General features: G+C 38.7%; 23 protein-coding genes. 12 read left to right on the top strand and 11 right to left on the bottom strand.

Features of this window, described 5'->3' with window-relative positions; genetic code table 11:
• Nucleotides 1–229 precede the first annotated feature (229 nt).
• From U0R11_RS08700 to U0R11_RS08680, 5 genes are all read left to right on the top strand, one after another.
• Nucleotides 230–1276 carry a Fic family protein gene (locus tag U0R11_RS08700; RefSeq protein ID WP_406751314.1) on the top strand — a complete coding sequence of 349 codons (1047 nt, stop codon included), beginning with the start codon at nt 230–232 and terminating at the stop codon, nt 1274–1276.
• A gap of 160 nt (nt 1277–1436) precedes the next feature.
• Entirely contained in the window at nt 1437–1946 is a 510-nt protein-coding gene (locus U0R11_RS08695) for a HEPN family nuclease (RefSeq protein WP_406751313.1), read from the top strand.
• A gap of 113 nt (nt 1947–2059) precedes the next feature.
• Nucleotides 2060–2974, top strand: a complete 915-nt coding sequence (locus U0R11_RS08690; RefSeq protein WP_406751312.1) for a hypothetical protein — start codon at nt 2060–2062, stop codon at nt 2972–2974.
• 510 nt (nt 2975–3484) lie between these two features.
• Nucleotides 3485–4306: a type IV toxin-antitoxin system AbiEi family antitoxin domain-containing protein gene (locus U0R11_RS08685; protein ID WP_406751311.1), complete on the top strand. Its 822-nt coding sequence runs from the start codon at nt 3485–3487 to the stop codon at nt 4304–4306.
• A complete protein-coding gene (locus tag U0R11_RS08680) occupies nt 4303–5106 on the top strand; it encodes a nucleotidyl transferase AbiEii/AbiGii toxin family protein (RefSeq protein WP_406751310.1) in 804 nt (267 codons plus the stop codon). The genes U0R11_RS08685 and U0R11_RS08680 overlap by 4 nt, the downstream gene beginning before the upstream one ends.
• Nucleotides 5107–5266: 160 nt before the next feature.
• On the opposite strand, the gene U0R11_RS08675 is transcribed toward U0R11_RS08680, so the two are convergent.
• Genes U0R11_RS08675 through U0R11_RS08655 form a run of 5 tightly spaced genes read right to left on the bottom strand, consistent with a single transcriptional unit; the run spans nt 5267 to nt 13758 of the window.
• Complete coding sequence (locus U0R11_RS08675) at nt 5267–6913, bottom strand: FAD-dependent oxidoreductase (protein WP_406751309.1); 1647 nt, start codon at nt 6911–6913, stop codon at nt 5267–5269.
• Nucleotides 6914–6938: 25 nt separating this feature from the next.
• Nucleotides 6939–8423 (bottom strand): DUF1501 domain-containing protein, encoded by a 1485-nt coding sequence (locus tag U0R11_RS08670; RefSeq protein ID WP_406751308.1) that lies wholly within the window; start codon nt 8421–8423, stop codon nt 6939–6941.
• 4 nt (nt 8424–8427) lie between these two features.
• Nucleotides 8428–11640, bottom strand: a complete 3213-nt coding sequence (locus tag U0R11_RS08665) for a DUF1553 domain-containing protein (RefSeq protein WP_406751307.1) — start codon at nt 11638–11640, stop codon at nt 8428–8430.
• 3 nt (nt 11641–11643) lie between these two features.
• A complete protein-coding gene (locus U0R11_RS08660) occupies nt 11644–13029 on the bottom strand; it encodes a c-type cytochrome domain-containing protein (protein ID WP_406751306.1) in 1386 nt (461 codons plus the stop codon).
• A 9-nt stretch (nt 13030–13038) separates the two neighbouring features.
• A complete protein-coding gene (locus U0R11_RS08655) occupies nt 13039–13758 on the bottom strand; it encodes a hypothetical protein (RefSeq protein WP_406751305.1) in 720 nt (239 codons plus the stop codon).
• 131 nt (nt 13759–13889) lie between these two features.
• On the opposite strand from U0R11_RS08655, the gene U0R11_RS08650 reads away from it, so the two are divergent.
• Nucleotides 13890–14456, top strand: a complete 567-nt coding sequence (locus tag U0R11_RS08650; RefSeq protein ID WP_406751304.1) for a pentapeptide repeat-containing protein — start codon at nt 13890–13892, stop codon at nt 14454–14456.
• Here U0R11_RS08650 and U0R11_RS08645 read toward each other — a convergent pair.
• The 4 genes from U0R11_RS08645 to U0R11_RS08630 all read right to left on the bottom strand — a co-directional run bounded on the left by U0R11_RS08645 (nt 14424) and on the right by U0R11_RS08630 (nt 17816).
• The gene (locus tag U0R11_RS08645; RefSeq protein WP_406751303.1) at nt 14424–14897 is read right to left on the bottom strand and encodes a hypothetical protein; all 474 of its coding nucleotides are present in this window, start codon (nt 14895–14897) and stop codon (nt 14424–14426) included. The genes U0R11_RS08650 and U0R11_RS08645 overlap by 33 nt on opposite strands.
• Nucleotides 14885–15388, bottom strand: coding sequence for a GNAT family N-acetyltransferase (locus U0R11_RS08640; RefSeq protein WP_406751302.1), 504 nt, complete (start codon nt 15386–15388; stop codon nt 14885–14887). The genes U0R11_RS08645 and U0R11_RS08640 overlap by 13 nt, the downstream gene beginning before the upstream one ends.
• 97 nt (nt 15389–15485) lie before the next feature.
• Nucleotides 15486–16850: an oxygen-independent coproporphyrinogen III oxidase gene (gene hemN, locus U0R11_RS08635; RefSeq protein WP_406751301.1), complete on the bottom strand. Its 1365-nt coding sequence runs from the start codon at nt 16848–16850 to the stop codon at nt 15486–15488.
• 324 nt (nt 16851–17174) lie between these two features.
• Nucleotides 17175–17816 carry a DsbA family oxidoreductase gene (locus U0R11_RS08630; protein ID WP_406751300.1) on the bottom strand — a complete coding sequence of 214 codons (642 nt, stop codon included), beginning with the start codon at nt 17814–17816 and terminating at the stop codon, nt 17175–17177.
• A 110-nt stretch (nt 17817–17926) separates the two neighbouring features.
• On the opposite strand from U0R11_RS08630, the gene U0R11_RS08625 reads away from it, so the two are divergent.
• Both U0R11_RS08625 and U0R11_RS08620 read left to right on the top strand, forming a co-directional pair.
• Nucleotides 17927–18277, top strand: a complete 351-nt coding sequence (locus U0R11_RS08625) for a DUF2834 domain-containing protein (protein ID WP_406751299.1) — start codon at nt 17927–17929, stop codon at nt 18275–18277.
• Nucleotides 18274–18960, top strand: coding sequence for a carbohydrate-binding family 9-like protein (locus U0R11_RS08620; RefSeq protein WP_406751298.1), 687 nt, complete (start codon nt 18274–18276; stop codon nt 18958–18960). Before U0R11_RS08625 ends, U0R11_RS08620 begins: the two co-directional genes overlap by 4 nt.
• 14 nt (nt 18961–18974) lie before the next feature.
• Here U0R11_RS08620 and U0R11_RS08615 read toward each other — a convergent pair whose 3' ends face one another.
• Complete coding sequence (locus U0R11_RS08615; RefSeq protein WP_406751297.1) at nt 18975–19853, bottom strand: PIG-L deacetylase family protein; 879 nt, start codon at nt 19851–19853, stop codon at nt 18975–18977.
• A 12-nt stretch (nt 19854–19865) separates the two neighbouring features.
• A complete protein-coding gene (locus U0R11_RS08610; RefSeq protein WP_406751296.1) occupies nt 19866–22016 on the bottom strand; it encodes a TIM-barrel domain-containing protein in 2151 nt (716 codons plus the stop codon).
• Between the two features lie 209 nt (nt 22017–22225).
• Here U0R11_RS08610 and U0R11_RS08605 point away from each other — a divergent pair, with 209 nt between their 5' ends.
• The 4 genes from U0R11_RS08605 to U0R11_RS08590 all read left to right on the top strand — a co-directional run bounded on the left by U0R11_RS08605 (nt 22226) and on the right by U0R11_RS08590 (nt 24020).
• The gene (locus tag U0R11_RS08605) at nt 22226–22600 is read left to right on the top strand and encodes a DUF4260 family protein (protein ID WP_406751295.1); all 375 of its coding nucleotides are present in this window, start codon (nt 22226–22228) and stop codon (nt 22598–22600) included.
• On the top strand, nt 22590–22847 hold the full coding sequence (locus tag U0R11_RS08600; protein ID WP_406751294.1) for a TfoX/Sxy family DNA transformation protein: 258 nt from the start codon (nt 22590–22592) through the stop codon (nt 22845–22847). The genes U0R11_RS08605 and U0R11_RS08600 overlap by 11 nt, the downstream gene beginning before the upstream one ends.
• A gap of 95 nt (nt 22848–22942) precedes the next feature.
• Nucleotides 22943–23260 carry a Dabb family protein gene (locus U0R11_RS08595; RefSeq protein WP_406751293.1) on the top strand — a complete coding sequence of 106 codons (318 nt, stop codon included), beginning with the start codon at nt 22943–22945 and terminating at the stop codon, nt 23258–23260.
• Between the two features lie 49 nt (nt 23261–23309).
• Complete coding sequence (locus U0R11_RS08590; protein WP_406751292.1) at nt 23310–24020, top strand: SGNH/GDSL hydrolase family protein; 711 nt, start codon at nt 23310–23312, stop codon at nt 24018–24020.
• The last annotated feature ends 109 nt before the right edge of the window (nt 24021–24129 follow it).

Raw genomic sequence — 24129 nt, 5'->3', positions numbered from 1 at the left:
AATACAAATAATCATTTTGTCAACTGGTAAATTATTCTGTTTCCATAATAATACCGAATCAAATAGATCCCCTAAAATCTAAGGGAACGAACGAGTGTAATATTTACTCTTATCTAGCAAACGAGAGTAATTTTTTCATATATTTACTCTCGTATTACAAACGAGGGTAAATCTTACACTTATCAGCATGAGCACATTTGACCGAAAAATACCGTATAACGACTTACCAATGCTACCACCAAAGGTAGACATTGAAACAAAAAGCATACTTCGGAAGACTATTTCGGCTGGTAGAGCTTTGGCACAACTGAATGGAGCTTTGCAGAATTTGCCAAATCCGACCTTGTTTTTAGATACCATTTATTTGCAGGAAGCAAAAGCAAGTTCGGAGGTAGAAAACATCATTACAACAAACGATGAACTTTATAAGTCTTTAGTTGCTGATAAAAAGAACGAAAATTCCGCCACAAAAGAAGTTTTAAGTTACAAAGAAGCACTTTGGTTAGGTTTAAATGAATTAGAAACCAAGCCATTTATTTCGACAAATCTTTGCATCAAAATTGTTCAATGTATCAAGCAAAACAATGCTTCTATTCGGAACACCCCTGGTACAACATTGAAAACCCCACATGGAGAGATCATTTACACGCCCCCAAGTGGAGAAAACCTTATACGAGAGAAGTTAGCGAACTTAGAAACGTTTATAAATACAGACGAAAAATTTGACCCATTGATAAAAATGGCGTTAATGCACTATCAGTTTGAAGCAATTCACCCCTTTTCAGATGGTAACGGTAGGACGGGGAGAATTCTATTATTGCTTTATCTCAAACTTTCTGGTTTGCTAGATACTCCTGCTATTTATTTGAGTGAATATATTATCAAAAACAAGACGGCCTACTACACACGTTTACGAAATGTAACAGAAAAGAATGATTGGGAAAATTACATTTTGTATATGTTGGATATGATTGAAATCACCTCACAAGAAGGATTAAATCGGCTAAATAAAATCACCCATGTGATGGAAAAAGTAGCTGACGAAATCAAAATGAAATTACCTAAAGTTTATTCCAAAGAATTAATTGAAGTTTTATTCCGCTTGCCATACACGAAACGCCAACATTTGATTGACGAAAATCTAGGTAATCCAAAGACAGTAGGAAACTACTTGATGGCATTGGAAGAACATGGATTTTTGACCTCCGTAAAAGTTGGAAAAGAAAAATTATACATAAACCTCCAGCTATTGGCCATATTAGAGAACAAGGGATAAGAGACAAGAAAAGGGATTTTGCCAAATGTGGCATTCCGGGGGAAAATTCAACCCCTCTACTTCGTATCGATTTTTATTATATATTACCTGTTTAGAGCCTCAAAACTGTCATTTTCGCTGCGCTTCCATATATTTGATAACAACAATAAACGAAAATTAAATGACCGATTCAAGAGAAGACATTCCTAAGTGGACTTGGTATAATGGGCAATTTCTTTTTCAATTTGACGAACAATTGAAGCAAAATCCGAATATGACTATTTATGATTTTTTTCAGGAATTCCTTACGAACCAAAAACTTCAAAGCTTAAATATCTATCACACAAAAAATCAAGGCACAGTTATTTTGCTTCTGTACGGACTACTTGTAATTCCAAAAGAAATATGGGAAGAAACTAATACAAATTTTAAATTTGAATCAAGAGATAAATTTACTTTTAACCATCCTACAGACAAAAATCTTGATACGATAACTTTCCTAAGACTTTTACGAAATTCTTTATCGCACGCAAATTTTGCAATTGATATCGAAAATAAAAGACTTAAGTTTTGGAACGACTATAAAGGAATAAAGAATTTTGAAGTTGAAATCCGTTATGACGACATTGGAGTATTTCTTTCTGAAGTGGGAAAATATTACATAAACGAAGTGATGAATAAAAGAATTTGATTGATAAAGAAAAACTGATGAACAAAACTCCATTCAAGAAATTAGAAGTTTATTACTCCAAGAGCGAATTATAGGTTAATCAAACATTATTTTTTTAATATTTAAGTATTAAAATGGTTTCAATATTTAGTTTTCAAATAGGGGATTTTTGTGAATCAGACCCAAATTGGTTTGACTGGTTATCATTGATTGTAAGCTCTTTGATTAGCATTTTTAGTGTTTTAGGAGGATTTTTGATTGCTAAAAAAATTTATTCTAAAGAAAAAAAAGACAAAAAAGAAGAAGAAACAGAGATCCAAAAATCTGAAATTAAATTATTCAAAAATAGTTTGTCTCAATTAAATACAGCTGTTTCAAGTCAAATTAATAGCTTAGAAGAATACATAGAAAATCAAAATTTTTCATTAAAATTCAATCAAGGAATTCAAGTAGATTTTCTTCAATTTATCGATGTAAAATATTTATACAAAGATCTTGGGGTAGACAACATAGATAAAATAGCTCAAATAAATACACTCCTCTCAACACTTTACACATTAAATGATTTTCGAATTTCTCTACGTGACGAACTCAGAACATATATGAGAAAATATAATTTTCATGAGGATAAGTTTTATTCATATCGAAAATTAATTTACACTAAATACTTTGAAGTAAGTAACCTTCGAGGTAAAGATTTCAATCGTAAAAAAGGAGATAAAATTTGGAGATTTAACAACGCCGATAAATTTATGCAAGAATATTCTGAACTCAGAAATAAAATTTTAAAAGACAAAGAAACCATTTTCGACAATGAATTAAAAGACAGGAAAAAATTAAATGAACGATTTGTAATACCACTTATTTACATTGCCAAAAATTACATTCCAGAAGATTATAATGCTATTGAATTAAGCGATATTTCTAATGAGGTAAACACGGCGTTTAATGAAATGGAGCATTTGACAAAATCTCACTTCAAATCAATAAATTCCTATTTGGAGTTATTAAAAAATGTGCGCAAACAAATTAATCAATATTTACAATAAAAATACCGCTAACTAATGTTGCGTACAATTACTGGGTTTGACACCATCCAATTAAGTGTGTAAATAGAAATAACGGGGCCTAATTTAAATTAAAGCAGGTCCCTTTTTTAAAATATAGTCCAATCCGATTTCTAACACTCGAGCCATCATAAGTTAGAATCGGAAATCTACCTTAAGTTAGATTCCCACCTCAAATTCTACATTTTTCATTCTACATTTCCTAATAAGTTAACCACCTGCCCATCTTTCAAAAGACGTTCTTTCAATAAAGAATAAGGCACTTGCTAAGTGCTGGTTTTATATTTTTTCCAAAAAAACACAAACCAACCATTTGGCGAAAGCCAAAAATCCGCTTCTTACTATTTTCTATATAGATTTAAATGTTTTATATCAAATTTGTCAGGTAAATCCTGACTGATTGACTATAAATAATAATTTTTTATGTATTAAGTTATTCAAATTCATTATCTTTCATATCATTTCAGTCAGGTTTATCCTGATATTGATACTATGAAAAACAAAAATATATCGACGCAATCAAGCAAACTTCTATCCTATTTCAATGGACAGAACAAGAATTGCTTTGACTATTCTGTAGCATACAATGCCTTACCCAACTCTAAAGCAAGTACCATAAGGGAGTTACTTAGCGACATGACAAAGAGGGGATTATTGATGCGATTGAAAGACGGTCTTTATTACATTATACCTTATGAGCAAAACGCCGAAACTTTTATGCCCGATTGGCATTTGATTGTGGAACACTTGATGAATGATGCCAAACATTACATCGGATATTATTCCGCTTTACAAATTCACAATCTAATTACACAACCATCACTGAAAGAACAAATTGTAGTTTCAAAACAAATACGACCATCAGAAATTAAAATTAAAAACGTTCCTTTTCAATATATCTATCACAACGAGAAACACTTTTTTGGTGCAAAGAAAATTTGGATTGACAGCTATCATCAAGTGCTTTGCTCAGACTTAGAAAAAACTTTTATTGATTGCTTGTTTAAACCCGATTATGCGGGTGGTATAGTTGAAGTGGCAAAAGCACTCTACATATCAAAAAACAACATCAACTACGACACATTATTCGAATACGCAAAGAAATTTGATTCGCAAGCCGTTATAAAACGATTAGGATTTCTTTTAGAAATGCTAGAAATCAACACTAGAATTATTGCAGATTTGCAGCATCTAAAAACGGCATCTTATGTGTTGCTTGATACTGAATTACCCAAAACAGGTAAACGAAACAGCCGTTGGAGTATTCAACAAAATTTGGAAACAGACACCATTAAATCTGCTATTTACACATGATTAAACCTGGAGAAATACAACAAAATGCAAATGCAATTGGTGTACGCGACCACCAGATTGAAAAGGATTATATTCTATCGTGGATTCTGTTTGGCATTGCAAAACACGAACAACTTTCAAAGGCTGTAGTATTCAAAGGTGGAACTGTTTTAAAGAAGGTATATTTTGAAAATTATCGATTCTCGGAAGACCTTGATTTCACTTTGCTGAATATCCAAATAAGCAACGAGCAAATTTTCCATTGGTTTACCGAAGTGTTTGAAATCATTAAAGAAGAAGCCAATATTCCACTTAACATCATTGACAACAATGAACACGAAGATGGCGGTATAAATTTTTACATCAGTTACGTTGGTCTGCTTGGTGGACTAGGCAACAACAAACGGGTAAAAGTTGATATTTCACGTAATGAACAATTATTGTTTGAACCTGTTAAGCACAATGTTTTTATTGGGTATTCCGATTTGGAAGAATATAAACTGTTATGTTATCCTCTGGAAGAAGTATTGGTTGAAAAAATGCGTTCCGTCATGCAACGAATGCAAGCAAGAGACTTTTACGATATCTGGTATCTATTAGAAGAACATAAAATGGATGCCTCCTTTTATGTGAGAGAGTTTGATGCTAAATGCAAAAACAAGGGTTTACGGCACACAGATTTCCCGAAAAAATTGGAAGAAAGATTACCCCAATATAAAGGCAGGTGGAAAAACTCCATGAACGAACAAATAAAAGATCTGCCCGACTTTGATCATGTTGAAAGAGAAGTTCAACGACACATGAAAAAATTAAATTTATGACCTAGACAGTCACGAAATAGACCTTCATGGTTCATTTTTCATAGAGACAAATTACTAAATCCATGGAAAGCATGGCAAATGAATTTGCCCTAGATGTAATTCCCCACACACACCAATTCTACATTTTTCATTCTAAACACTAATCCCTATTACCTAATAACTAATAAGAAACCACCTGCCCATCTTTCAAAAGACGCTCTTTCAAGAGCGAATAGGGCACTTGCTGGGTGCTGGTTTTTTGTTGGATGGCTAATACGGCGGCAGTGGCAGCGGATTGACCTAAAATCATGAAGACGGGCTCCATGCGGATCGATCCATAGGCGATGTGCGAACTGGAAAGACAAACGGGCACCAATAAATTTTGACACTCCTGCTCTTGGGGAACAATGGAGCCATAACTGATGGAATATGGTTTATCCGGATGCACACCGATATCTCCTTCATTTTGAACATAGCCTTCCGCCGTGACAAATCGCTGAGCATTATGCGCGTCCAAGGAATAAGACCCCATCCCTATCGGTTCTTCTATCTTCGTTTTTCCCAATGCATCCGCTTCTTTCATCACATATTTGCCAAGCATTCTTCTCGCCTCTCTCACATACAATTGATGCGGCCAGCCTCCATTATCTTTAAACTCGTCTTTGGCCAATCCCCAGATTTTCATGCGATCCTGAACTTCCGAAGGCACTCTTGAGTCGTTTTGCAAGAAATACATCAATCCCTTTTGGTATAATTCATGTTCTTTGATGATGACTTTTCTACGTGCATAACTTGCCTCTGGATAATCATAATTTTTACCAATGAAATCGGTACTAAATGGTCCATGATTATTGGTGTCGGTCTTCCGATTGGGAATAGCATCAAACTTATCAAATGTTTCTCGCCAACCGCTTTCAAAAACCCGGGCATACAAGGTGTATCGATCAGGATTATAGCCCTCAGGCTTAGGAAAAGCCCTCCGATTATCTGGATGATTACTCAAACACATCCGAAAACAATAGGCCTGAATTTTATGGTCCCCCGAACCATTGAGCCCCGGTTTTTCTGTTGAAACTTCAGGCAATAAACCACTGCTAGGATCATTGGCTACCTTAAATGGACTAATCTTCGTTTTAAAATAATGCCCATGCTGAAAAACTCCTACCTGCACCCCATTCCACTTTTCTCCATATACCGAATTCGCTTCTCTACCTACGTGGTACTTAACCCCAGCTAAAGCCATCAAATCCCCTTCATAGGTTGCATCAATGAACATTTTACCGACAAAATGCTTTTTGGACAAGGTACTAATCTCCTGAATTTTGGCATCTTTTAATCGGATACCTTGTCGACTGCGATCCAAATATTCCTCCCGCCAAACCTGAATTTGGTATTCTTTAACCAAATCTTCCATTACCTGCTCCGCGGCATGTGGCTCAAAAATCCACATGGTTTTATTGGCTCCATCCATGGCCACAGTTCCTTGGCCCTTATTGCCAAACTGTGATTTCTTTTCCCAAAGCCAATTTTCTTCCTTTTGATAATGCTGATAAATACGTTGATAAAACTCTCTGGATAATCCTCCAATCACCTCTTTGTTTCCCGTATCTGAAAACCCCAAACCGCCCGAAGTTAGCCCGCCCAAATGTTTGTCGGGTGAAACGACGATGACACTATGTCCCATTTTTTTCACTTGCACGGCTGCTATGATGGCCGATGCATTTCCCCCGTACACAATCACATCAGCAGAATAGGTGTTTTTTTGTGCCCAAGTAGGCAGAAAAATACTGCAAAGAAATACGACAATCAGAACCTTACAAGCTTTCATAATTTATCAACATAAGATGAAAAAACTAGGCCAAAATACCTTTGACCAATTTACCATGTACATCGGTTAATCGAAATCTCCGACCTTGGTATTTATACACTAATTGCTCATGATCAATGCCCATCAGGTGCAACATAGTCGCCTGAAAATCATGCACATGCACGGGATCTTTGATAATATTATAACTGAAATCATCCGTCTGACCAAAAGTCGTTCCTGCCTTTACGCCAGCTCCTGCCATCCACATACTAAAGCATTTGGGATGGTGATCTCTTCCATAACCCGTTGGCGATAATTTACCTTGCGAATAAACCGTCCTACCAAACTCGCCTCCCCAAATCACCAAGGTATCTTCCAGCATACCTCTCCGCTTTAAATCCATGATCAAAGCGGCCGTTGCCTGATCAGTTTGTTTACACTGATTAACGATGTTTTTGGGCAAACTATCGTGATGGTCCCAGCCTTGATGGTACAGCTGAACAAAGCGCACATCTTTTTCCAATAACTTTCTAGCTAATAAGCAATTGGCGGCAAAACTTCCTTTATCTCGACTATTGGGTCCATACAAATCAAATACTTCCTGAGGTTCATCCGAGACATCCATCACTTCTGGTACAGAAGTTTGCATTTTGAAAGCCATTTCATACTGGGCTATTCGCGCATCTACTTCGGGATCGCCCCAAGATTCATTTTGCAATTGGTTCAACTGCTTCAAATAATCCAGCATTTCTTGGCGGTCCTTGCCATCGTATCCTTCGGGATTCGACAAGAACAAAACAGGATCTTTACTGGACCTAAATTGAACTCCTTGATGTTCCGAGGGCAAAAAACCATTTCCCCACAGTCGGGCATACAACGGCTGATCTTTGGAAGCATCCTTAGACACCATGACAATGAAAGCAGGCAAGTTTTGATTCTCGGAACCTAAACCATAGCTTAACCAAGAACCAATGGACGGTCGACCGGGCAATTGATGACCTGTTTGAAAAAAGGTAATCGCTGGATCATGGTTAATTTGCTCGGTAAACATGGATTTAATCACGCACAATTCATCCACCACCTGTGCCGTATATGGCAATAAATCACTCACCCAAGTTTGGCTTTGGCCATATTGTCTGAACCCATAGGCAGAGGCGGCCACAGGCAAAATAGCCTGATTAGCACTCATACCCGTTAATCGCTGACCTTTCCGAATAGAATCTGGCAAATCCTGACCCATCCGTTTAGTCAATTCTGGTTTATAATCCCAAGTCTCAAACTGGGACGGGCCTCCACTCATGAATAAATATACAACCCGCTTGGCCTTAGGCGCTATTCTAGGTAAGGCATCCAATATTTGTTGTTCCAAAGATTGGCCTTGCGCTTGATGAGAAGCCAGCAAACCGTTCAAAGCTATCGCCCCAAAACCCATGGCTGTCTTCTTTAAAAAATCTCGTCGGTCTAGTCCCCGATTAAGCTTTTCTAAATCTGGATGCGATAAACGAAATGGATCTGTGTGTCTATGTCCCATAATTTTATCGTTTGGTGATACTAGCGTCTGAATTCATGATGGCACTAGCTACTACCGCATTGGCCGCCACTAAGTTTCCATCCATATTTCCTTGCACTCGCTTCATTCCCGCTTGCAGCCAGCCTTTTGCTTTGCTTGCATCTCGCTGAAAACGAACTAAACTTTTTCTTTGTAGATCGACCAACAAAGCCAATTCCTTTTCTGAGGCTTCTCGACTTGTCAGTTTTTTAAAGGTCATTTGTATGGCTTTGTTGATATCTTTTTCTGCGGCCATTTGTTCTCCCAACATCTTAGCTGCTTCCAAAAAGGTGGGATCATTCAGGCCCACGAGCGCCTGTAAAGGCGTATTGGTTTTTTGTCGACGTACCAAACAAGAGCTTCTGGCGGGAGCATCAAATGTGGCTAGCGTGGGATTGGGTACTGAACGCTTCACAACCACGTACAAGCTTCTACGGTATACCGCCGAGGTAGTATCTTGTTTGTAATGTGAGCTATTGATTTCCCATAAGCCATCGGGTTGATAAGGATACACGCTTTTCCCGCCAATTTTATTGACCAATAAACCACTGGCCTGAAGGGCATTGTCGCGAATCATTTCGGCATTTAATCGAACAGAAGGCCCTCGAGCTAATAATCGGTTTTCTGGGTCTTTTTCCCTTTGCTCGGCCGTAGCTTTTGAATCCTGTTGGTAGGTTCCCGACATCACCATTTGCTTCATCATTTGCTTGATATTCCAACCAGATTCTCGGAATTGAATCGCCAAAGCATCTAATAATTCGGGATGGGAAGGCATTTCCCCTTGGTTTCCAAAGTCTTCGGAAGTTTTTACGATACCTGTGCCAAAGAAATTTTGCCAAAAACGATTCACCGCGACACGAGCTGTTAACGGATTATTTTCATGGGTTAACCATTGCGCCAAGCCGAGCCTATTCTTGGGCAAGTTGCTAGGGAATGGTAAAATCTTTTGGGGAGTATTCGGAAAAACTTCTACTCCTTTGGCATCGTATTGACCACGTTGAAGCAAAAATGACTTTTTAGGCTGGGGCATTTCTTGCATGATCATCACCTCCTCTATTTTCTCCGACGAATCCGCCAAAGCTGTTCGCCAATGTTTGATTTCCTTGGCCAAAGCCCATTGGGTGCTATCCAAATTTTGTTTGAAATATGCCCTAAATGCTTCGCCTTGAGGGTTTGTCCATTGGTCTTGCGACTTGTATACCACATCTTTCCAGGAGGCCCTTTGAGCCAAAACCTGAATTTCATATGGAATAAGCTCCCGATTGTAAATCGCCACTTCATCCGCTTTCCCTCCTTTAAAGCCAAGACCGCGCCACCATCCACCAATTTGCAAGCCTAATTCATTTTTGGAGAAATAAATGATGTCTTTATACAGTTGGTCAATAACCGTTTCCATGTCCGACTTTTGACCATCTACGAACAAATTAAATCCTGTGGCTTGAGAAGAACCGTCATAAGTCAAAGCTAAATGAATCCATTGATCCCGCGGGATATCCGTTCTCATCACCTTATTGATGGCATTGGATGGAGCCGTATGCGCCATGTTTATTTCCAGTCGATTGTTTTTCAAATAGACATGAAAGCCCTTAAAATTATACAGTCGCTCCGCATTACTCTTATGAAAAATAACACCTTCCTTCATGTCTTTAGGGATATTCACCCAGATGCCTATGGTGAATGGTTCCGATTTTCTAAACACTCCGGCTGGACTTAAGTCCGCATAAATATCCCCATCAAAAGCTAATCCTTGACCTTGCTTTCCTTTCACAAAAACTGGCTGATCACCCGTCTTTCCTGATTCTCTTTTGATTACGGCAACCTGCTTATCATTCAATTTATTTTTCAATGCCGCATCCAAATCAAAATAGGCTATCAAGCCCTGTTGAGGTATTATGTCTTCTGCCAATTTTTCATGACCCTTGCTCTTAATCCAGTTTTGAAAAGGAGCATTGGAAGTCGGGCTTTGATTCATTTTTTCCTCAACCGTATGAATCTTAGTTTGAATAAATTTCAAAACCTCTTCTTTTTCTTTGGTTGGAAGCATCAAAGTAGGAGTAGGCAAATCATCGGAATAGGAGATTTGACCTGCTTCTCGGACATTATTAAAAAAGCTGAATAGCTCGTAATAGTTTTTTTGAGAAATAGGGTCGAATTTATGATCATGGCAACGAGCGCAACCTGTAGATATCGCCATAAATGCTTCCCCGAAAGTATTGGTTCGGTCAATCACATATTCTGCTTGAAACTCTTCTTCCACAATTCCCCCTTCCGTATTTTGGGGGTGATTACGGTTAAATCCCGTGGCAATCAACATTTCTTTACTTGGATTGGGCATTAAATCACCGGCCAATTGCTGATGAATGAATGTATCGTAAGGCATGTTGTTATTGAAAGCCTTAATGACCCAATCGCGGTAGGGTGACATATCACGGATACGGTCCACGGTATAGCCATGCGAATCGGCAAAACGAGCTAAATCCAACCAATCTACGGCCATTTTTTCGCCAAAATGAGGCGAAGCGAGCAGTCGGTCTACCTCCTTTTCGTAAGCATTGGGGGTATTGTCAGTAAGATAGTTTTCTAGTTCAGGAATGCTAGGCGCAAGTCCTGTTAAATCAAAAGAGAGACGACGAAGCAGTAAGGCCTTGGAAGCTTTGGCACTCATTGTTAAGGACTCCTTTTCCAATTTTGTTTGCACCCAGTAATCGATCACATTCATCCCCTTTGGGGATTTTGGGATGGCTTGTTTTACGGGTTTAACAAAAGCCCAATGAGGTTTATAAACGGCTCCATCCTGTATCCATTTAAGGAGTATGGCTTTTTCTTTGGCAGATAAACTCAAGTGAGATTTCGGCTCAGGCATGACATAGCTAGGGTCCTTGGAAAGAATGCGATGAGCCAATTCGCTCTTCTGGAGATTACCCGGTGTGATCGCCACTTTACCTGGGCTTTCTGGTAATTTGGCATAGGCATTCTCAGGCAAATCTAGTCGCAAGCCAGCCTTTTGTTTCGCTTTATCTGGTCCGTGACAAGCAAAGCATTTGTCGGACAATATCGGTTTTATATGAATATTAAAGTCCAGAGCTGCCGGCAATTGACGATATTCCAATGCCACATCTGCAGGTAAAGGCAAGCTTTTAGGTGGCTTGGCGGCCATCAAAAACCAAAGCGAAAATATCAAAAACCCGTACCTTTTCATAAGCTATTTTATTGCTTTCAAACGATTTGTATCTGGCGGACTAAATTGAAATTTTCCTTCCACGATGCTTAAATCAGGTCGAGCTTTCTTCAAAGCTTGCAAGCCTTCCTGACTGAGCTTACTTTGCCAAATATAAAGAACTTTTAATGCCTTCATGGCAACAATGGCTTTTATCCCTTGGTCAGAAATCCCTGTCCCATAGAGATTTAACTGCGTCAAGTGAGGTAATTGCCCTAAGCGCTCTAAATCAGCATCTTGAATATTACTTTGCTCTAAATTTACTTGCTGGAGGTTCTTGAAATTCAGGAGTTCCTCCACTTGGATATCTTGTCGTTTTGACAATTTGATTTGTAAAACATTGTTTTGGATCTTTTTAGTCGCTTGCCAAACTTGGTCATCCAGATGCTTTACATTAACAAAATTCAAACTCAAACCTGCAAGATGATTGGCAAATGGACTAATACTAAGACCTTGCGACTTGGCCTGAAGTATGTCGGCATGGTTGGCTGGTTCGAGAGGCAGCAGAGTCATTGTAGGCTGTTTTATATCCAATGCATGCATTGGATTTGCGGCATCCGATGGTAAAGTCATTTCCTGCAATGACTCTGAAAATGGCGCACCTAACTCAATCCATCTTTTAATGATAGCAATTTGCCTTTGATTCAATTGTTTTTTGCCTTCAGGTGGCATGTGCAAATCATCGTCTTCCGGCAAAATCAAATAACTATATAAATGACTTTTCAATGGATTTCCGGCAAGTAAAATGGGCCCTTCCTTTCCTCCCTTTTTGATGAAAGCTTCGGTATCTAAGCGTAATTTCCCTTTCTGTTTTTTACTGGAATGACATTGAAAACAATGGCTTTTCAAAATGGGTAAAACCTCTTGCTCAAATGGAAAATTTCCTGCGGTGCTGAGCACTTCAACTACGGTATCCAGTTCTATTTTCTGTTGCGTTGTATCTACTGTTGAAAGACTCAATTCCTTGGATGGAGATGTTTGCTTTTTACTGGCAAATAAATAGTTGGCCCCATAAGTCAGTTCCCCACCAAAATGACCCGTGATAGCTAAAGCAACAAATAAAATAAGGCTAATGATTTTTTGATAAGCTTGAAAAAAATAAAGACCAAGGGCGCAAAGGGTGGTTCCTATTCCCCACCATTGATGGGCTAAAACATCAGCTTTTTCATATTCCCCAGAGCTGGATAAAATATATCCTGAAAGCGAGGCAAAAACAGCAGCTATTGCTCCCAAAATGACTAATGTCGTGATGGATGATTGGCATTCAACCTTTCGAATAGACTGTGCCCAAATCATGACACAAGCTATGACCAATATCCCAATGGGAAAATGCACTAAAAAGGGATGTAAATGGCCTAACAAATCAATCATCTAAGGGAATTATTTATGGTCTACTAATTCCCTGCGCGACCAAGCCTCATCCATGGGACCACCTGTAGATTTTTGACCTTTATGTCGCCAAATTCCATCTTGAATTTGATATTCAAATGAGAGCTTTTTGCCGATACTTGAACTGGCTTTGGTAAAAAATACGATCTCTTCGGTATAGGTATTTCCTTGCGTGCTATAAAAGCCTCCTCCTATACCAAAAAATTGTTTGCTTTGAACATTGTAGGCAATCCATTGGAAGGCATTTCCCGTATGTATTTTCATGGTTCTTCTCGGGAAAAAAGGATTAGGTCTTCGAGACAGCACTTCATTTGAAAAGTTCCCTACAATAATCCAAGCGCCTTTCATTTTTCCTGCTTCACCTTGATCCATCTGAGTGAAAACCTGTTGTTCCACTTGAATTTCCCCCTTTTTCTTTTGGATTGTAAGCCTTTTCAGCTGTCCCACTTGTACAGAATCCTGCGAATTCCATTCCTGTTGAATTTCCAATTCCTTCCCCTTCACGCGATATGTTCCACCGTAGCTGGCAAGCAACTTATGGCTGTTAGTTTCAAACTGAGTAACACTAACAATTTGATCCGTTACCAAAATCCAAGTAGACACGTCTCCTTGGGTATTGGACCAAGAGCCTTCTATGAATTTTTGAGCTGGAACAAAAAAAGGATGCACGAACAAGGCACATACCAAAAGGGCTCGCAGTAACTGTTTCATGATAGAAAAATAGGTTATAAATCTTGCCTAATTTACAATCTTTTTCTGAATCCCCTAGCCTTAGGAAAGATGAATGAAGGAGGAACTATTGCTAATATTTCTCGTAAATTAGCTATTTAAATCTGCCCACCATGGAAAACCCATATCAACAAACTTTTGAGAAGAAAAATTACACCTTGGAGGGGCTCCCCAAAGGAGAATATGAGGCTTGTATATTTAAACAATGCGAGTTCGCTCAATTGGATTTATCGGAATACTCATTCATTGATTGCCAGTTCCAGGATTGCAACCTTAGCTTAGTCAAGATGGGAAATACCAAATGGCAAAATGTAGCCTTTTTCAATTGTCGATTACAAGGTTTACATTTTGAATATGCTAATCCTTTTCTATTTGAGGTGCACTTTGACCATTGCTTTTTAAATCTGTCCTCGTTTTATCAACGACAAATGAAAAAAGCAAAATTTAAACACTGCTCTTTACACGAAGTAGATTTTAGTAATGCCAATTTGAGCGAAGCCCTTTTTGATGATTGTGATTTGTTGAACGCACAATTTGACCAAACTAATCTAGAAAAGGCCGACTTCCGAACAGCATATCATTTTGAGATAAGTCCTCAAATTAATCGAATGAAAAAAGCTAAATTTTCTAAATCAAATCTAGCTGGATTATTGACCAGCTTTGGCATCATCATTGATTAAATCAGCCATTATTTTCAAATGATGGTAGGTATGTATTCTCAAAAAATATTGAGTATCAGCTAAATCCAAATCGCCAAAAATGAAATGATGAAAATACGTCTTAGACGGCAGCCTTTTCATCTCTTCCAATAATTGATATACCTTGGCCAGCACATCCCTTATGCGTATATCCGTTACATGTAACGGATCAACATATGAAGGAGCTTTCACCCTTCCCCTTGGAATTTTCAGAGTAAAAAACACCCACACTCTTTTCCAATTGAATACCCAGCGATAACGATTGGGATCAGATTTTTTCAAAGCACTAATCACGGTGATCATCACCAGTAGACTATGCTCTATATGCCAGCCTACAGACCCTTTAGAGATGTGCGCATGGTTCACATGCATATAGGATATATTTTCTTCTAGTTGCTGGATTTGCCATTCTAATGATTCCATGGGTCTTTTTTATACAGGTGGATTTGTTGTTGATCTCTTTCTATACATCTTTCGAAGGTTAAACCTAAGCGCAACAATAATTTGATGGAGCGAACATTATGCTCTAAGGTGGTAGCGAAGATAGGCGCTTTGTGATTAGCAAAATAATCATCTAAGACCATGCTAGCTGCTTCATAGGCATAACCCATACCCGAGTATGTGGGTAAAAAAGCAAAACCGATGTCGGGTTGAGGTAAATAATCTCTCTGAACAAGGGAAATGATTCCCAGAGGAATATCTGAAGATTGGAGAAAAACGACTCGGTAATGAATGGCGGGATTATCCCGCAATTTGGTACAAAAAGCTTTGGCATCTACCCAACTTCTTACCCCTCGGTCACCGATAAATTGTATAAATCCTGGGGTATTGAGTAGTTCCAACAAGAATGAGGCATCTTTAAGACTAAGATCTTTGACGTATAAACGCTGACTTCGTAATATCTTGACACCCATAAATAAAGGGATGAGGCTAAAATCCTCAGATTATTTCTGTAAAGAAAATAAAAAATCCCGTATGGTTGAAAGTTGATGAAATGTAATACGTGTATGGCTACACGGCTTGGCTAAACTTTAAAGTAGCGTGCTCGTCTGATAGTAATTTAATGTCAAAGGCCTTGCAAACATTTCGGACAAAATTGGCTCCTACAGATGTCAAATTCAAGCCTTGAATATTCCATTGAATTAATCCGTCTTCTTCTAATTCCGCTAAATATGGAAAACTATACTTTTCTAGGATCGGGAGATCCTCTGGCTTAAATTGAGTCTTGCCATTGCAAGCAACATCCAATATATATTGCCGCATGGCCTGATCTGTTTCAGTTAAAAAATAGCCTTTGAAAACAGCTAATTTTCCTTGCTTCACTTCTTCATAATAATCATGAATCGTTTTCTTATTTTGGGCAAACCCATAAAAAACATCACTGATGCTAGAAACTCCTAAGCCTAATACCATGCCTGTTTGCTGAACAGTATAGCCCATAAAATTACGGTGCAATGACCCCTGCTCTTTGATTTTGTACATCAAATCATCGGGTAAGGCAAAATGATCCATCCCGATATCCTGATAGCCCTGAGCTAAAAAAATGCTTCGACCTAATTGGTACAAGGCTAATTTCTCGGAAGCAGACGGTAAATCATTTTCGTCGAATAAACGCTGCCCACGACTGGTCCAAGGCACGTGCGCATAACTATAAAATGCAATCCGGTCGGGACGTAAAGAAATCGCATCTTGAATGGTTTTTTCAATACGTTCGATGGTTTGCAAGGGAAGGCCATAAACCAAATCGATATTTATTGACTCATACCCAATTTCCCTGGCCCATTGAACTACTTGTTGGACATTTTCCTGGGGCTGAATACGGTTTATGACTTGTTGCACTTCAGGATTACTATCTTGCATACCAAAACTTACTCGATTAAATCCTAGTTCAAACAAGGTTTTCAAATGGTCAAAAGTGGTATTATTGGGATGCCCCTCAAAGCTAAATTCATGCTCCTCTGCTACCTGAGAATCCGAAAGGATGGTTTGAATTAAGCGTTGTAAATTTTCTGGAGAAAAAAATGTGGGAGTGCCTCCACCTAAATGAAACTCCCGAATTAATGGCGTGGACGTCATTTGTTGACGATATAATTGCCACTCTTGCAATACTACCTCAATGTATTCATCTTCCACTTTGTGGTTGGTTGTAATGCGCTTGTTACAGCCGCAAAATGTACACATACTTTCACAAAAAGGCAGGTGAATATATAGACTGATACCTTGGGAATCATTACATTCCTCAAAGCGCATTTTAAAAGCTGATTTCCAGCGATCCACATTGATCTCATGATCCCAATAAGGCACCGTTGGATAGCTTGTGTAGCGAGGAATAGGTACGTTGTATTTATTCAGTAAATAGGCATCAATTGGAATCATTATTCATCATTTTCTGTGTGATCTGTCGACCTTTGGGAGGTTTTGGATTATTAGTTTTGGCCATCATGTCGGTTGACTCGTTGCTTGCTTGTCAATTGGCTAAATAGCTAACTAACCAGCTAATCAGCTCGGATGACCAACTAACCAGCTGACTGTCTGACTGTCTGACCGGTTGACCAGTTCACCAGTTCACCGGAGATTTGTCAACTTTTAAAAAGTTGACAAATCTAAGAGGTAAGCTAATAAACCTAAGTGCACAAAACTACGCAGAATGTCAGATTTGATTCCTGAGAAAACTACCAATTACCCGATAAAATACTGATATTAATCATGTTCCGCAGCCTGGCGAAGGGTATCAATAAACACCCCTAGAGGTTGAGCGCCTGGGATTCCGTAGCGGCGATTGAACACAAAAAAAGGAACACCTTTCAAGCCCAAGCTGACTCCCTCCTGCGTATCTTGTCGCACTCGATAAGCGAATTCATCATTCTCTAAAGCTGCTAAAATCGCTTCTTTTTCTAATCCGACAGATTCCCCAATAGCCACCAAATCAGTCTCACTAGCCAAGTTTTTCCCTTCCACAAAATAGGCTTCAAATAATTTCTCTTCTATTTCATTATCCTTCTTTTGCTCTTTGGCCAACTGGATTAACTGATGTGCCTTCATGGAATTGGCCACAACCAAACGATCAAATTGGTAATTCAATCCAACTTTCTCCGCCATATCGGCCACTTGTTGGTGCATCTCTTTCGATTTCTCCACACTAATCCCCTTGCGATCTGCTAAATACTCATAAATATTCACTGGCTCATCAAAATGCATGGGTATGCTAGGATCCAATTGATAACTTTTCCATTCAATTTCAATCGGGGTACTCGACTCAAATTGCTCTAAGGCTTTTTCTAAATGACGTTTCCCAATGTAACAAAAGGGACACATGACATCACTCCAAATTTCTATTTTCATGTTGGCTATATTAATATCCCAAAACTGAAATATGTAAGTAAAAAGTTCAGATTCGAATAAATGAGTAAATTGGGCAGTCCATTTTTTAAATTCATCTCAATCAATAGCCCATGAAACACCTCCCCTCCAATATTGCCTATTTCTATCTCTTTCTTTCTATTGTTGGAGGTTCCCTCACTTTTTATTTTGTTTGGCTAGGCATGCAAGAGCAAAACGGGAATTTTGATGTAGTCCAATTTGTTCAAAGTACTTGGACTAGTTATTATGCCAAAAGTTTAACCTTCGATTTCTGGACTGGAACCATGGCGGGAACTTTTTTCATGATGGTAGAAGGCTATCGATTACACATGAAAAAAGTATGGTTATACATTTTATTAACATTTCTAATCGGCTATGCCTTTGCTTTCCCCTTATTTTTGTTTTTCAGACATAAAAAAATAACACCCCCCTTGGTCTCATGAAATACTGCTTTTTCTTACTTCTGCTTATTTCTAGTACAATTGTCGCACAAGACACCTTGCTAGTACAGCATGTTCCCGACTTCCCCATGGATGGACAAGCGAATCATCCTACATGGCAACAAAGTAAATGGTATCCTTTACCCGCCCGAAATGAACTAGCTAAGGAATTAGATAGTCGGTTTAAAATCCTGTATTCCAACAAAGGAATATACGTGTATTTGGAAGGTAAAGATCAAAAAATCAGCACGAGCTATTTAAACGATTTTGAGGATTTATATAAAGCCGATGTATTCGAAGTGTTTTTTCATCCGAATCCCGCTAACCCTATCTATTTTGAATATGAAATAAATCCTTTGGAAAAAGAACTTGTCTTAATGGTGCCGAATTTTCAAGGCAAATTTTATGGATGGTTACCTTGGCATTATGAGGGTGAAAGAAAAGTCCAAAAGAAAGTTTCTATCAAACACATTCCTGGAGGTATGGGTACATGGTCTGCCGAGCTATTCATTCCGTTTACCCTCCTCACTCCACTGGAAAATGTGCCCGCTAAACCAGGAATGGTATGGAAAGGGAATTTTTGTCGGCTCGACTATGATACTGGAAAAATGGCAAAATGGTCCTGGTCGCCACTACCAGGCACATTCCATGACTATAAAAAATATGGAGTCTTTTTATTTAACTAATTTAGACCTACATCTTACTTTCCTAGCATAGGAAATAATCGACGAATATCTTGTTCCGTTGGTTGGGTGCCGTACTCACAAATTTCAAATGCCTCGGCATATTTAGCTTGATCGGCACGTGATTTGCCGTACCATTTTTCTAAGGTTTTTCTCACCTCTGGATTTGGCGCTTGAACTCGTTTAGCTAACAAATACTCTTTATGTTTGGCGGGATCTTTGGGTACTTCATTTTCATAATTTCCTATCCAAGGTAGCCACTCATAAAACTGAGATTGATGCGCATCTAAACCTGCTAATTTTTTTTCAATGACAGGCGTAATATCAACGGCTATATCAGCTTGAAATGGATTTGGCTTTTTGAAATTATCTTGAAAATACAAGAATATGGGGTTCTTTCTCAAAGGTTCTACATCAGGTGCCACATTAGGCACTCCGACCATAAAAGCGGCATCTTGTACCAAAACACCCGTATAGCGGTGATCTGGATGGTAATCGTTAGAACGTGGAGCAATCACCACATCTGCCTTCCATTCCCGTATTTTTCGGATGATCTGGAAGCGAATTTCTAAACTAGGTAAAAGCTCCCCATCGTGATTATCCAACACATCATAAGAGACACCTAATCTACTGGCCACTTCCTTGGTTTCAGCGATTCTTCTCTTTGCCAACATGCCTCCACCTTCTGTTTGATGACCTGCATCACCATTCGTAACAGACACAAATTTGACATGATGACCCATGGCCACAAACAAAGCCGCCGTTCCTCCACTCTTAATATCACAATCATCTGGATGAGCACCAATCATGATAATTTGCAATGGGCGATCTTGCGCAACGACGTTTGAGGCGATGCTACATGCCAATAAAACAGTTAATAGAATTCCTTTTTTCATATCTTATTCGGTTTATTTCGTCATAAATGTCCAAGTAATGTCTGGTAAATACCCAAAATTTGCTTTTGATGTAACCTGTTTTGGAAAAGCTTCCCATTGTCCATTGACTCCTAGCTTCACCCCAAATTCAGTCCAACTATGTGCCCCCTTTTCAAAATTGAAAGTCCGACCATCATCATCGTATAATTTCCAAGTACCAGCTTTCCGACCATAATGTCGAATTTCTAATGCAAAAGCTTGTCCGTCTTTGGGGGCTTGTCGGTGTACGGGCACCATCGGAATCAATGCGCCATCTTTCACAAAAAGAGGTATCTTGTCTAAACTAGGACTGATTTGTATTTTTTGATTTTCCCCCACTAATTTCCCCGTATAGAAATCATACCATTTCCCTTCAGGTAAATAAACATTTCGCGTTTTTTCTCCCGCAAACATAGGAGCCACCAAGATAAAGTCGCCCATCATGTATTGATCCTTGATGTCGTTTTTAATACTCATACCATAAGGATTCTCCGTAGCATCCACTTTCCCTTTTGTTCCTGCGGGTTTAAACCCAAAACCATCCACTAAATTCATGGCTCTAAATGGCGGTTTTCCTTCAAATCGATATTGAGCAAAAGTGGTGTAGAGATAGGGCAATAACTGCATCCGTAGGTTCGCAACATCACTGACCGCCTTTTCCACTTCTGGAAATGACCAAGGTTTAGTCCCATCCGACCAAGCATTCAACATGGCCATGGGTGAAAAGCAAACCGACTGCATTCTCCTGACCCATTCCTCTGCCGTTTTGGAAGCCCTTACTTCCGGTGTCCAAAGCACCCCAATAAAACTAGAATTGACTAAAGCTGTAATGAAATCTTTATGGCTGTAATAATCGTTGTAAATCACATAAGGCAATGAACTTGCCCCCGCATTGGACGCTCGGATCAATCCATAGGTTCTTTTGTTTTTTTCCTTGAACCAAGAACTTGTCATTTCTTGTACCATCAAACCATATATTTGCCGCATCTGTTCAGCACTTGTCCCCGAAGGGAAGGTTGCCACATCTGGCCAAATCCAATTATCGTAGCCGTCTACCTCATCTATTTTATAACCCCCAACACCTATATCCAAATGATTTTTTACAAAATGCGCCTTCATTAAATTTCGAGCTTGGGCCATGGTAAAATCCGGGACTATCCCATTCCAAACCAAGTGGGAACCCGTGTATTTTTTAATTCCTGCATACAAAGATGACTTCGGGGAAACATAGGGATTCAACCAAAGATTGGCGGATATTCCCATGCGAGATAAGGTATCTAAAAATGCTTTAGGTCGTGGAAAACGACCAGGATCCCATTCGAAAGTACATGGATAGGATGCTGAATGCCAACCCGGTTCTACACCTATAAAATCCAAAGGAAATTGATGCGATTCAAAACTTTTGGCCTCTTTAATAATATCATCTTGACTAAACAAAGTGGGAACTCGTTGGGTAAATCCTAAACCCCATTTAGGAGGCAAGTAACCCCCTCCATTAAATAAATTGTACCGTTGTACAGCTTGCATGGGACTCGGTCCTGCAAAAACATATATGCTGACTCCATCAGCAGGAATCAATACTTCCAACACATCAGAAGGTGGCTGCGAATCCCAATTTTTATCTGAATTTCTATCTTGTATAGGGGCAGGGTGTTTAGCGTCCGCACGGACATTAGAGCCCGCATAAACCGTCATATAAGAAGCTGCATCGATTAAAACACCATAGCCTTTGGAAGAAACATAAAATGGTACAGGCGCATGGGTACGTCCATTATCTTTTCCTCCATAATGATCTACATGCAAGTTTAAAATCCGTCCCCGTTGATTGACCGTTTGGAAATTTAATCCAAGACCAAAAACCTGTTCCTCCTGACTCAAAGGAAAACGCAGGTATATTTTTTTATCAATAATCTGAATTTTGATATCTTCTTTCGACAAAGGGAAAGTACTGCTTGGCAATAATTTCAAGGCATTATGAAGGGCATGTCCACCAGCCGCTTGGAGCAAGCTGATATGATGGGGATTCCCTATTTGAGTTTTCCAAATACCCGGCTGGACCTCTTTCCACAAACTTGCCTTTTGGGCAAAAACAGATACACTAAAAAATAGTAAAATACTGGTACAGTAAATGCGAAATGAATTCATGTTTCAAAGGCTTAGAAATTCAAATATGTCCAAATATTCATGGAAGTACAAATGACATTAAATTTGCATCCATAAGACCCTTTCTTCTGGGGAGATGAGGCCATTCAAACTTGTAGAATACTATATCGTGGAAGAACCTCAGTGACCATTTGTCATAATTCCTTGCTCATTTTGAAATATTTACCCTTATTTTGGCCAAAAGGCATATCATGAAAAATCTGTTAAAACTAGAGTCCTTAGGCTTATTTGCCTTGAGTATATGGGTATACATAGCTTTTTTTCCAAATCAATGGGGAGCATTCGCTTGGTTGATTTTAGCCCCAGATCTTTCTTTTTTAGCCGTGATATTGTCAAAAAAACTAGGTTTACATGCCTACAATTTGTTTCACCATCAGGGTCTCATTGCTTTAGGGATTTTTACTGGGTATTATTGGCCCATGCCCTTACTATTACAAGTGAGCCTCATTTTTATGGCACATAGCACCATAGATCGAGTACTAGGATATGGATTGAAATTAGAGAGTTTTGACCATACTCATTTGGGATGGATAGGCAAAAGCAAGTTTAAAAATGATGAGCAATAGACGAATTGGAGATATTAGAAACTTTGGACCTTATACCACAGGTATACTGAACCAAATTGGTATCTATACAGAACAGGATTTATTAGCGACCGATTACCCAAGCATTTCACGAAAACTAGTGGAAAAGGGAATAACGCCCAATTTGAACATCTTTTATGGAATTGAGATGGCCCTTCAGGGTAAGGTATGGACAAAAATAAGTTCGCAAGAAAAACAGGAAATCAAGCAACTATTGGGCAGAAAATAAATGGCCATTTCCTAAAAATTTTGTCGACCATATAACCATTTTGACCTTTTTAATGTAGTTTAGATAGATCGAAACGATGAATCATTTTTAAACACATGGAAACTAAATATTTATTACATCACGTATTCTTTTGGTTAAACAACCCTGAATCTATTGAGGATAGAAACAAACTTATTGAAGGGTTAAACACCCTAAAAGGCATTGAAGCTATCAAAAAAATACACATTGGGGTATTGGCATCTACAGAAAAAAGAGAAGTGGTAGACACCTCTTGGGATGTGTCAGAATTGATGTTTTTTGAAAATGAAAAAGATCAAAAAATATACCAAGACCACCTGATTCACCAAGAATTCGTCAAAAACTACAGCCATTTATGGAAAAAAGTAGTGGTTTTTGATGCACAAGATGTGTAAAGATTCTTCAAATCAAGAGCCTTAAAGGCTCTTTTTTTAAACCTACACCATGAAAATATCACGATGGACAGGCCTGATGGTCTGTTTTCTAGGCTTTAGTATTCAAGCCATGGGGCAAGCCTCCTCTACCTACTATTTACAAGAAATCAAACAAGAATTGCTGAAAGAATGGCCTAAAAATCGGAGCATAAATTTAGTATTCCATGGACATTCTGTTCCAGCAGGATATTTCAAAACTACTGTAGTGAATACTTTAGGGGCTTATCCCTATCAAGTATTAAAATCGCTCAAGGAGCAATATCCTTTGGCAGTTATTAACATCATCAATACATCCATAGGTGGGGAAAATGCAGAAAAAGGAGCAGAGCGATTTGAACAAGAAGTGTTGAGTCATCGTCCTGACCTTATTTTTATTGATTACGTTCTGAACGATCGAGGTTTAGGTTTGGAAAGAGCCAAAAAAGCCTGGGAAAAAATGATTCAAATGGCACAATCTAAGGGAATCAAAGTCATTCTTTTAAGTGCCTCCCCCGACCAGCGTGTAGATGTCCTAGATACAAAATCAGTCTTGGACCTACATGGCCAACAAGTTCAAGAATTGGCAAGAGTTCATCAATTAGGATTTGTCGATAGCTATGAGCGATTTCGAGCACAAGTAAAAGCTGGTACTCCGATCAGCGAATGGATGTCGCAAGTAAATCACCCAAATGAAAAAGGACATGCCCTAATTGCAGCAGAAATCATGAAGTATTTTAAATAATTAAACAACTGTTTAAATTATGGCTACACGTAGCACCCTAAATTTTTATATCCCTCATTTCTGAATACCGCAATCTCACTCAAGATGATTCATTACCCCATTTGTCTTG

Origin of the sequence: Aquirufa salirivi (assembly GCF_045310485.1) — a bacterium.
Classification (GTDB): Bacteria; Bacteroidota; Bacteroidia; order Cytophagales; family Spirosomataceae; genus Aquirufa; species Aquirufa salirivi.
The sequence above is the reverse complement of the archived record's forward strand: the minus strand, read 5'-3'. Positions and strand labels throughout refer to the sequence as shown.

Excerpts from the sequence above, each read along its gene's own strand:
- U0R11_RS08700 (WP_406751314.1), top strand. The coding sequence starts at position 230 with ATGCTACCACCAAAGGTAGACATTGAAACAAAAAGCATACTTCGGAAG.
- U0R11_RS08695 (WP_406751313.1), top strand. The coding sequence starts at position 1,437 with ATGACCGATTCAAGAGAAGACATTCCTAAGTGGACTTGGTATAATGGG.
- U0R11_RS08690 (WP_406751312.1), top strand. The coding sequence starts at position 2,060 with ATGGTTTCAATATTTAGTTTTCAAATAGGGGATTTTTGTGAATCAGAC.
- U0R11_RS08685 (WP_406751311.1), top strand. The coding sequence starts at position 3,485 with ATGAAAAACAAAAATATATCGACGCAATCAAGCAAACTTCTATCCTAT.
- U0R11_RS08680 (WP_406751310.1), top strand. The coding sequence starts at position 4,303 with ATGATTAAACCTGGAGAAATACAACAAAATGCAAATGCAATTGGTGTA.
- U0R11_RS08675 (WP_406751309.1), bottom strand. The coding sequence starts at position 6,913 with ATGAAAGCTTGTAAGGTTCTGATTGTCGTATTTCTTTGCAGTATTTTT.
- U0R11_RS08670 (WP_406751308.1), bottom strand. The coding sequence starts at position 8,423 with ATGGGACATAGACACACAGATCCATTTCGTTTATCGCATCCAGATTTA.
- U0R11_RS08665 (WP_406751307.1), bottom strand. The coding sequence starts at position 11,640 with ATGAAAAGGTACGGGTTTTTGATATTTTCGCTTTGGTTTTTGATGGCC.
- U0R11_RS08660 (WP_406751306.1), bottom strand. The coding sequence starts at position 13,029 with ATGATTGATTTGTTAGGCCATTTACATCCCTTTTTAGTGCATTTTCCC.
- U0R11_RS08655 (WP_406751305.1), bottom strand. The coding sequence starts at position 13,758 with ATGAAACAGTTACTGCGAGCCCTTTTGGTATGTGCCTTGTTCGTGCAT.
- U0R11_RS08650 (WP_406751304.1), top strand. The coding sequence starts at position 13,890 with ATGGAAAACCCATATCAACAAACTTTTGAGAAGAAAAATTACACCTTG.
- U0R11_RS08645 (WP_406751303.1), bottom strand. The coding sequence starts at position 14,897 with ATGGAATCATTAGAATGGCAAATCCAGCAACTAGAAGAAAATATATCC.
- U0R11_RS08640 (WP_406751302.1), bottom strand. The coding sequence starts at position 15,388 with ATGGGTGTCAAGATATTACGAAGTCAGCGTTTATACGTCAAAGATCTT.
- hemN (WP_406751301.1), bottom strand. The coding sequence starts at position 16,850 with ATGATTCCAATTGATGCCTATTTACTGAATAAATACAACGTACCTATT.
- U0R11_RS08630 (WP_406751300.1), bottom strand. The coding sequence starts at position 17,816 with ATGAAAATAGAAATTTGGAGTGATGTCATGTGTCCCTTTTGTTACATT.
- U0R11_RS08625 (WP_406751299.1), top strand. The coding sequence starts at position 17,927 with ATGAAACACCTCCCCTCCAATATTGCCTATTTCTATCTCTTTCTTTCT.
- U0R11_RS08620 (WP_406751298.1), top strand. The coding sequence starts at position 18,274 with ATGAAATACTGCTTTTTCTTACTTCTGCTTATTTCTAGTACAATTGTC.
- U0R11_RS08615 (WP_406751297.1), bottom strand. The coding sequence starts at position 19,853 with ATGAAAAAAGGAATTCTATTAACTGTTTTATTGGCATGTAGCATCGCC.
- U0R11_RS08610 (WP_406751296.1), bottom strand. The coding sequence starts at position 22,016 with ATGAATTCATTTCGCATTTACTGTACCAGTATTTTACTATTTTTTAGT.
- U0R11_RS08605 (WP_406751295.1), top strand. The coding sequence starts at position 22,226 with ATGAAAAATCTGTTAAAACTAGAGTCCTTAGGCTTATTTGCCTTGAGT.
- U0R11_RS08600 (WP_406751294.1), top strand. The coding sequence starts at position 22,590 with ATGAGCAATAGACGAATTGGAGATATTAGAAACTTTGGACCTTATACC.
- U0R11_RS08595 (WP_406751293.1), top strand. The coding sequence starts at position 22,943 with ATGGAAACTAAATATTTATTACATCACGTATTCTTTTGGTTAAACAAC.
- U0R11_RS08590 (WP_406751292.1), top strand. The coding sequence starts at position 23,310 with ATGAAAATATCACGATGGACAGGCCTGATGGTCTGTTTTCTAGGCTTT.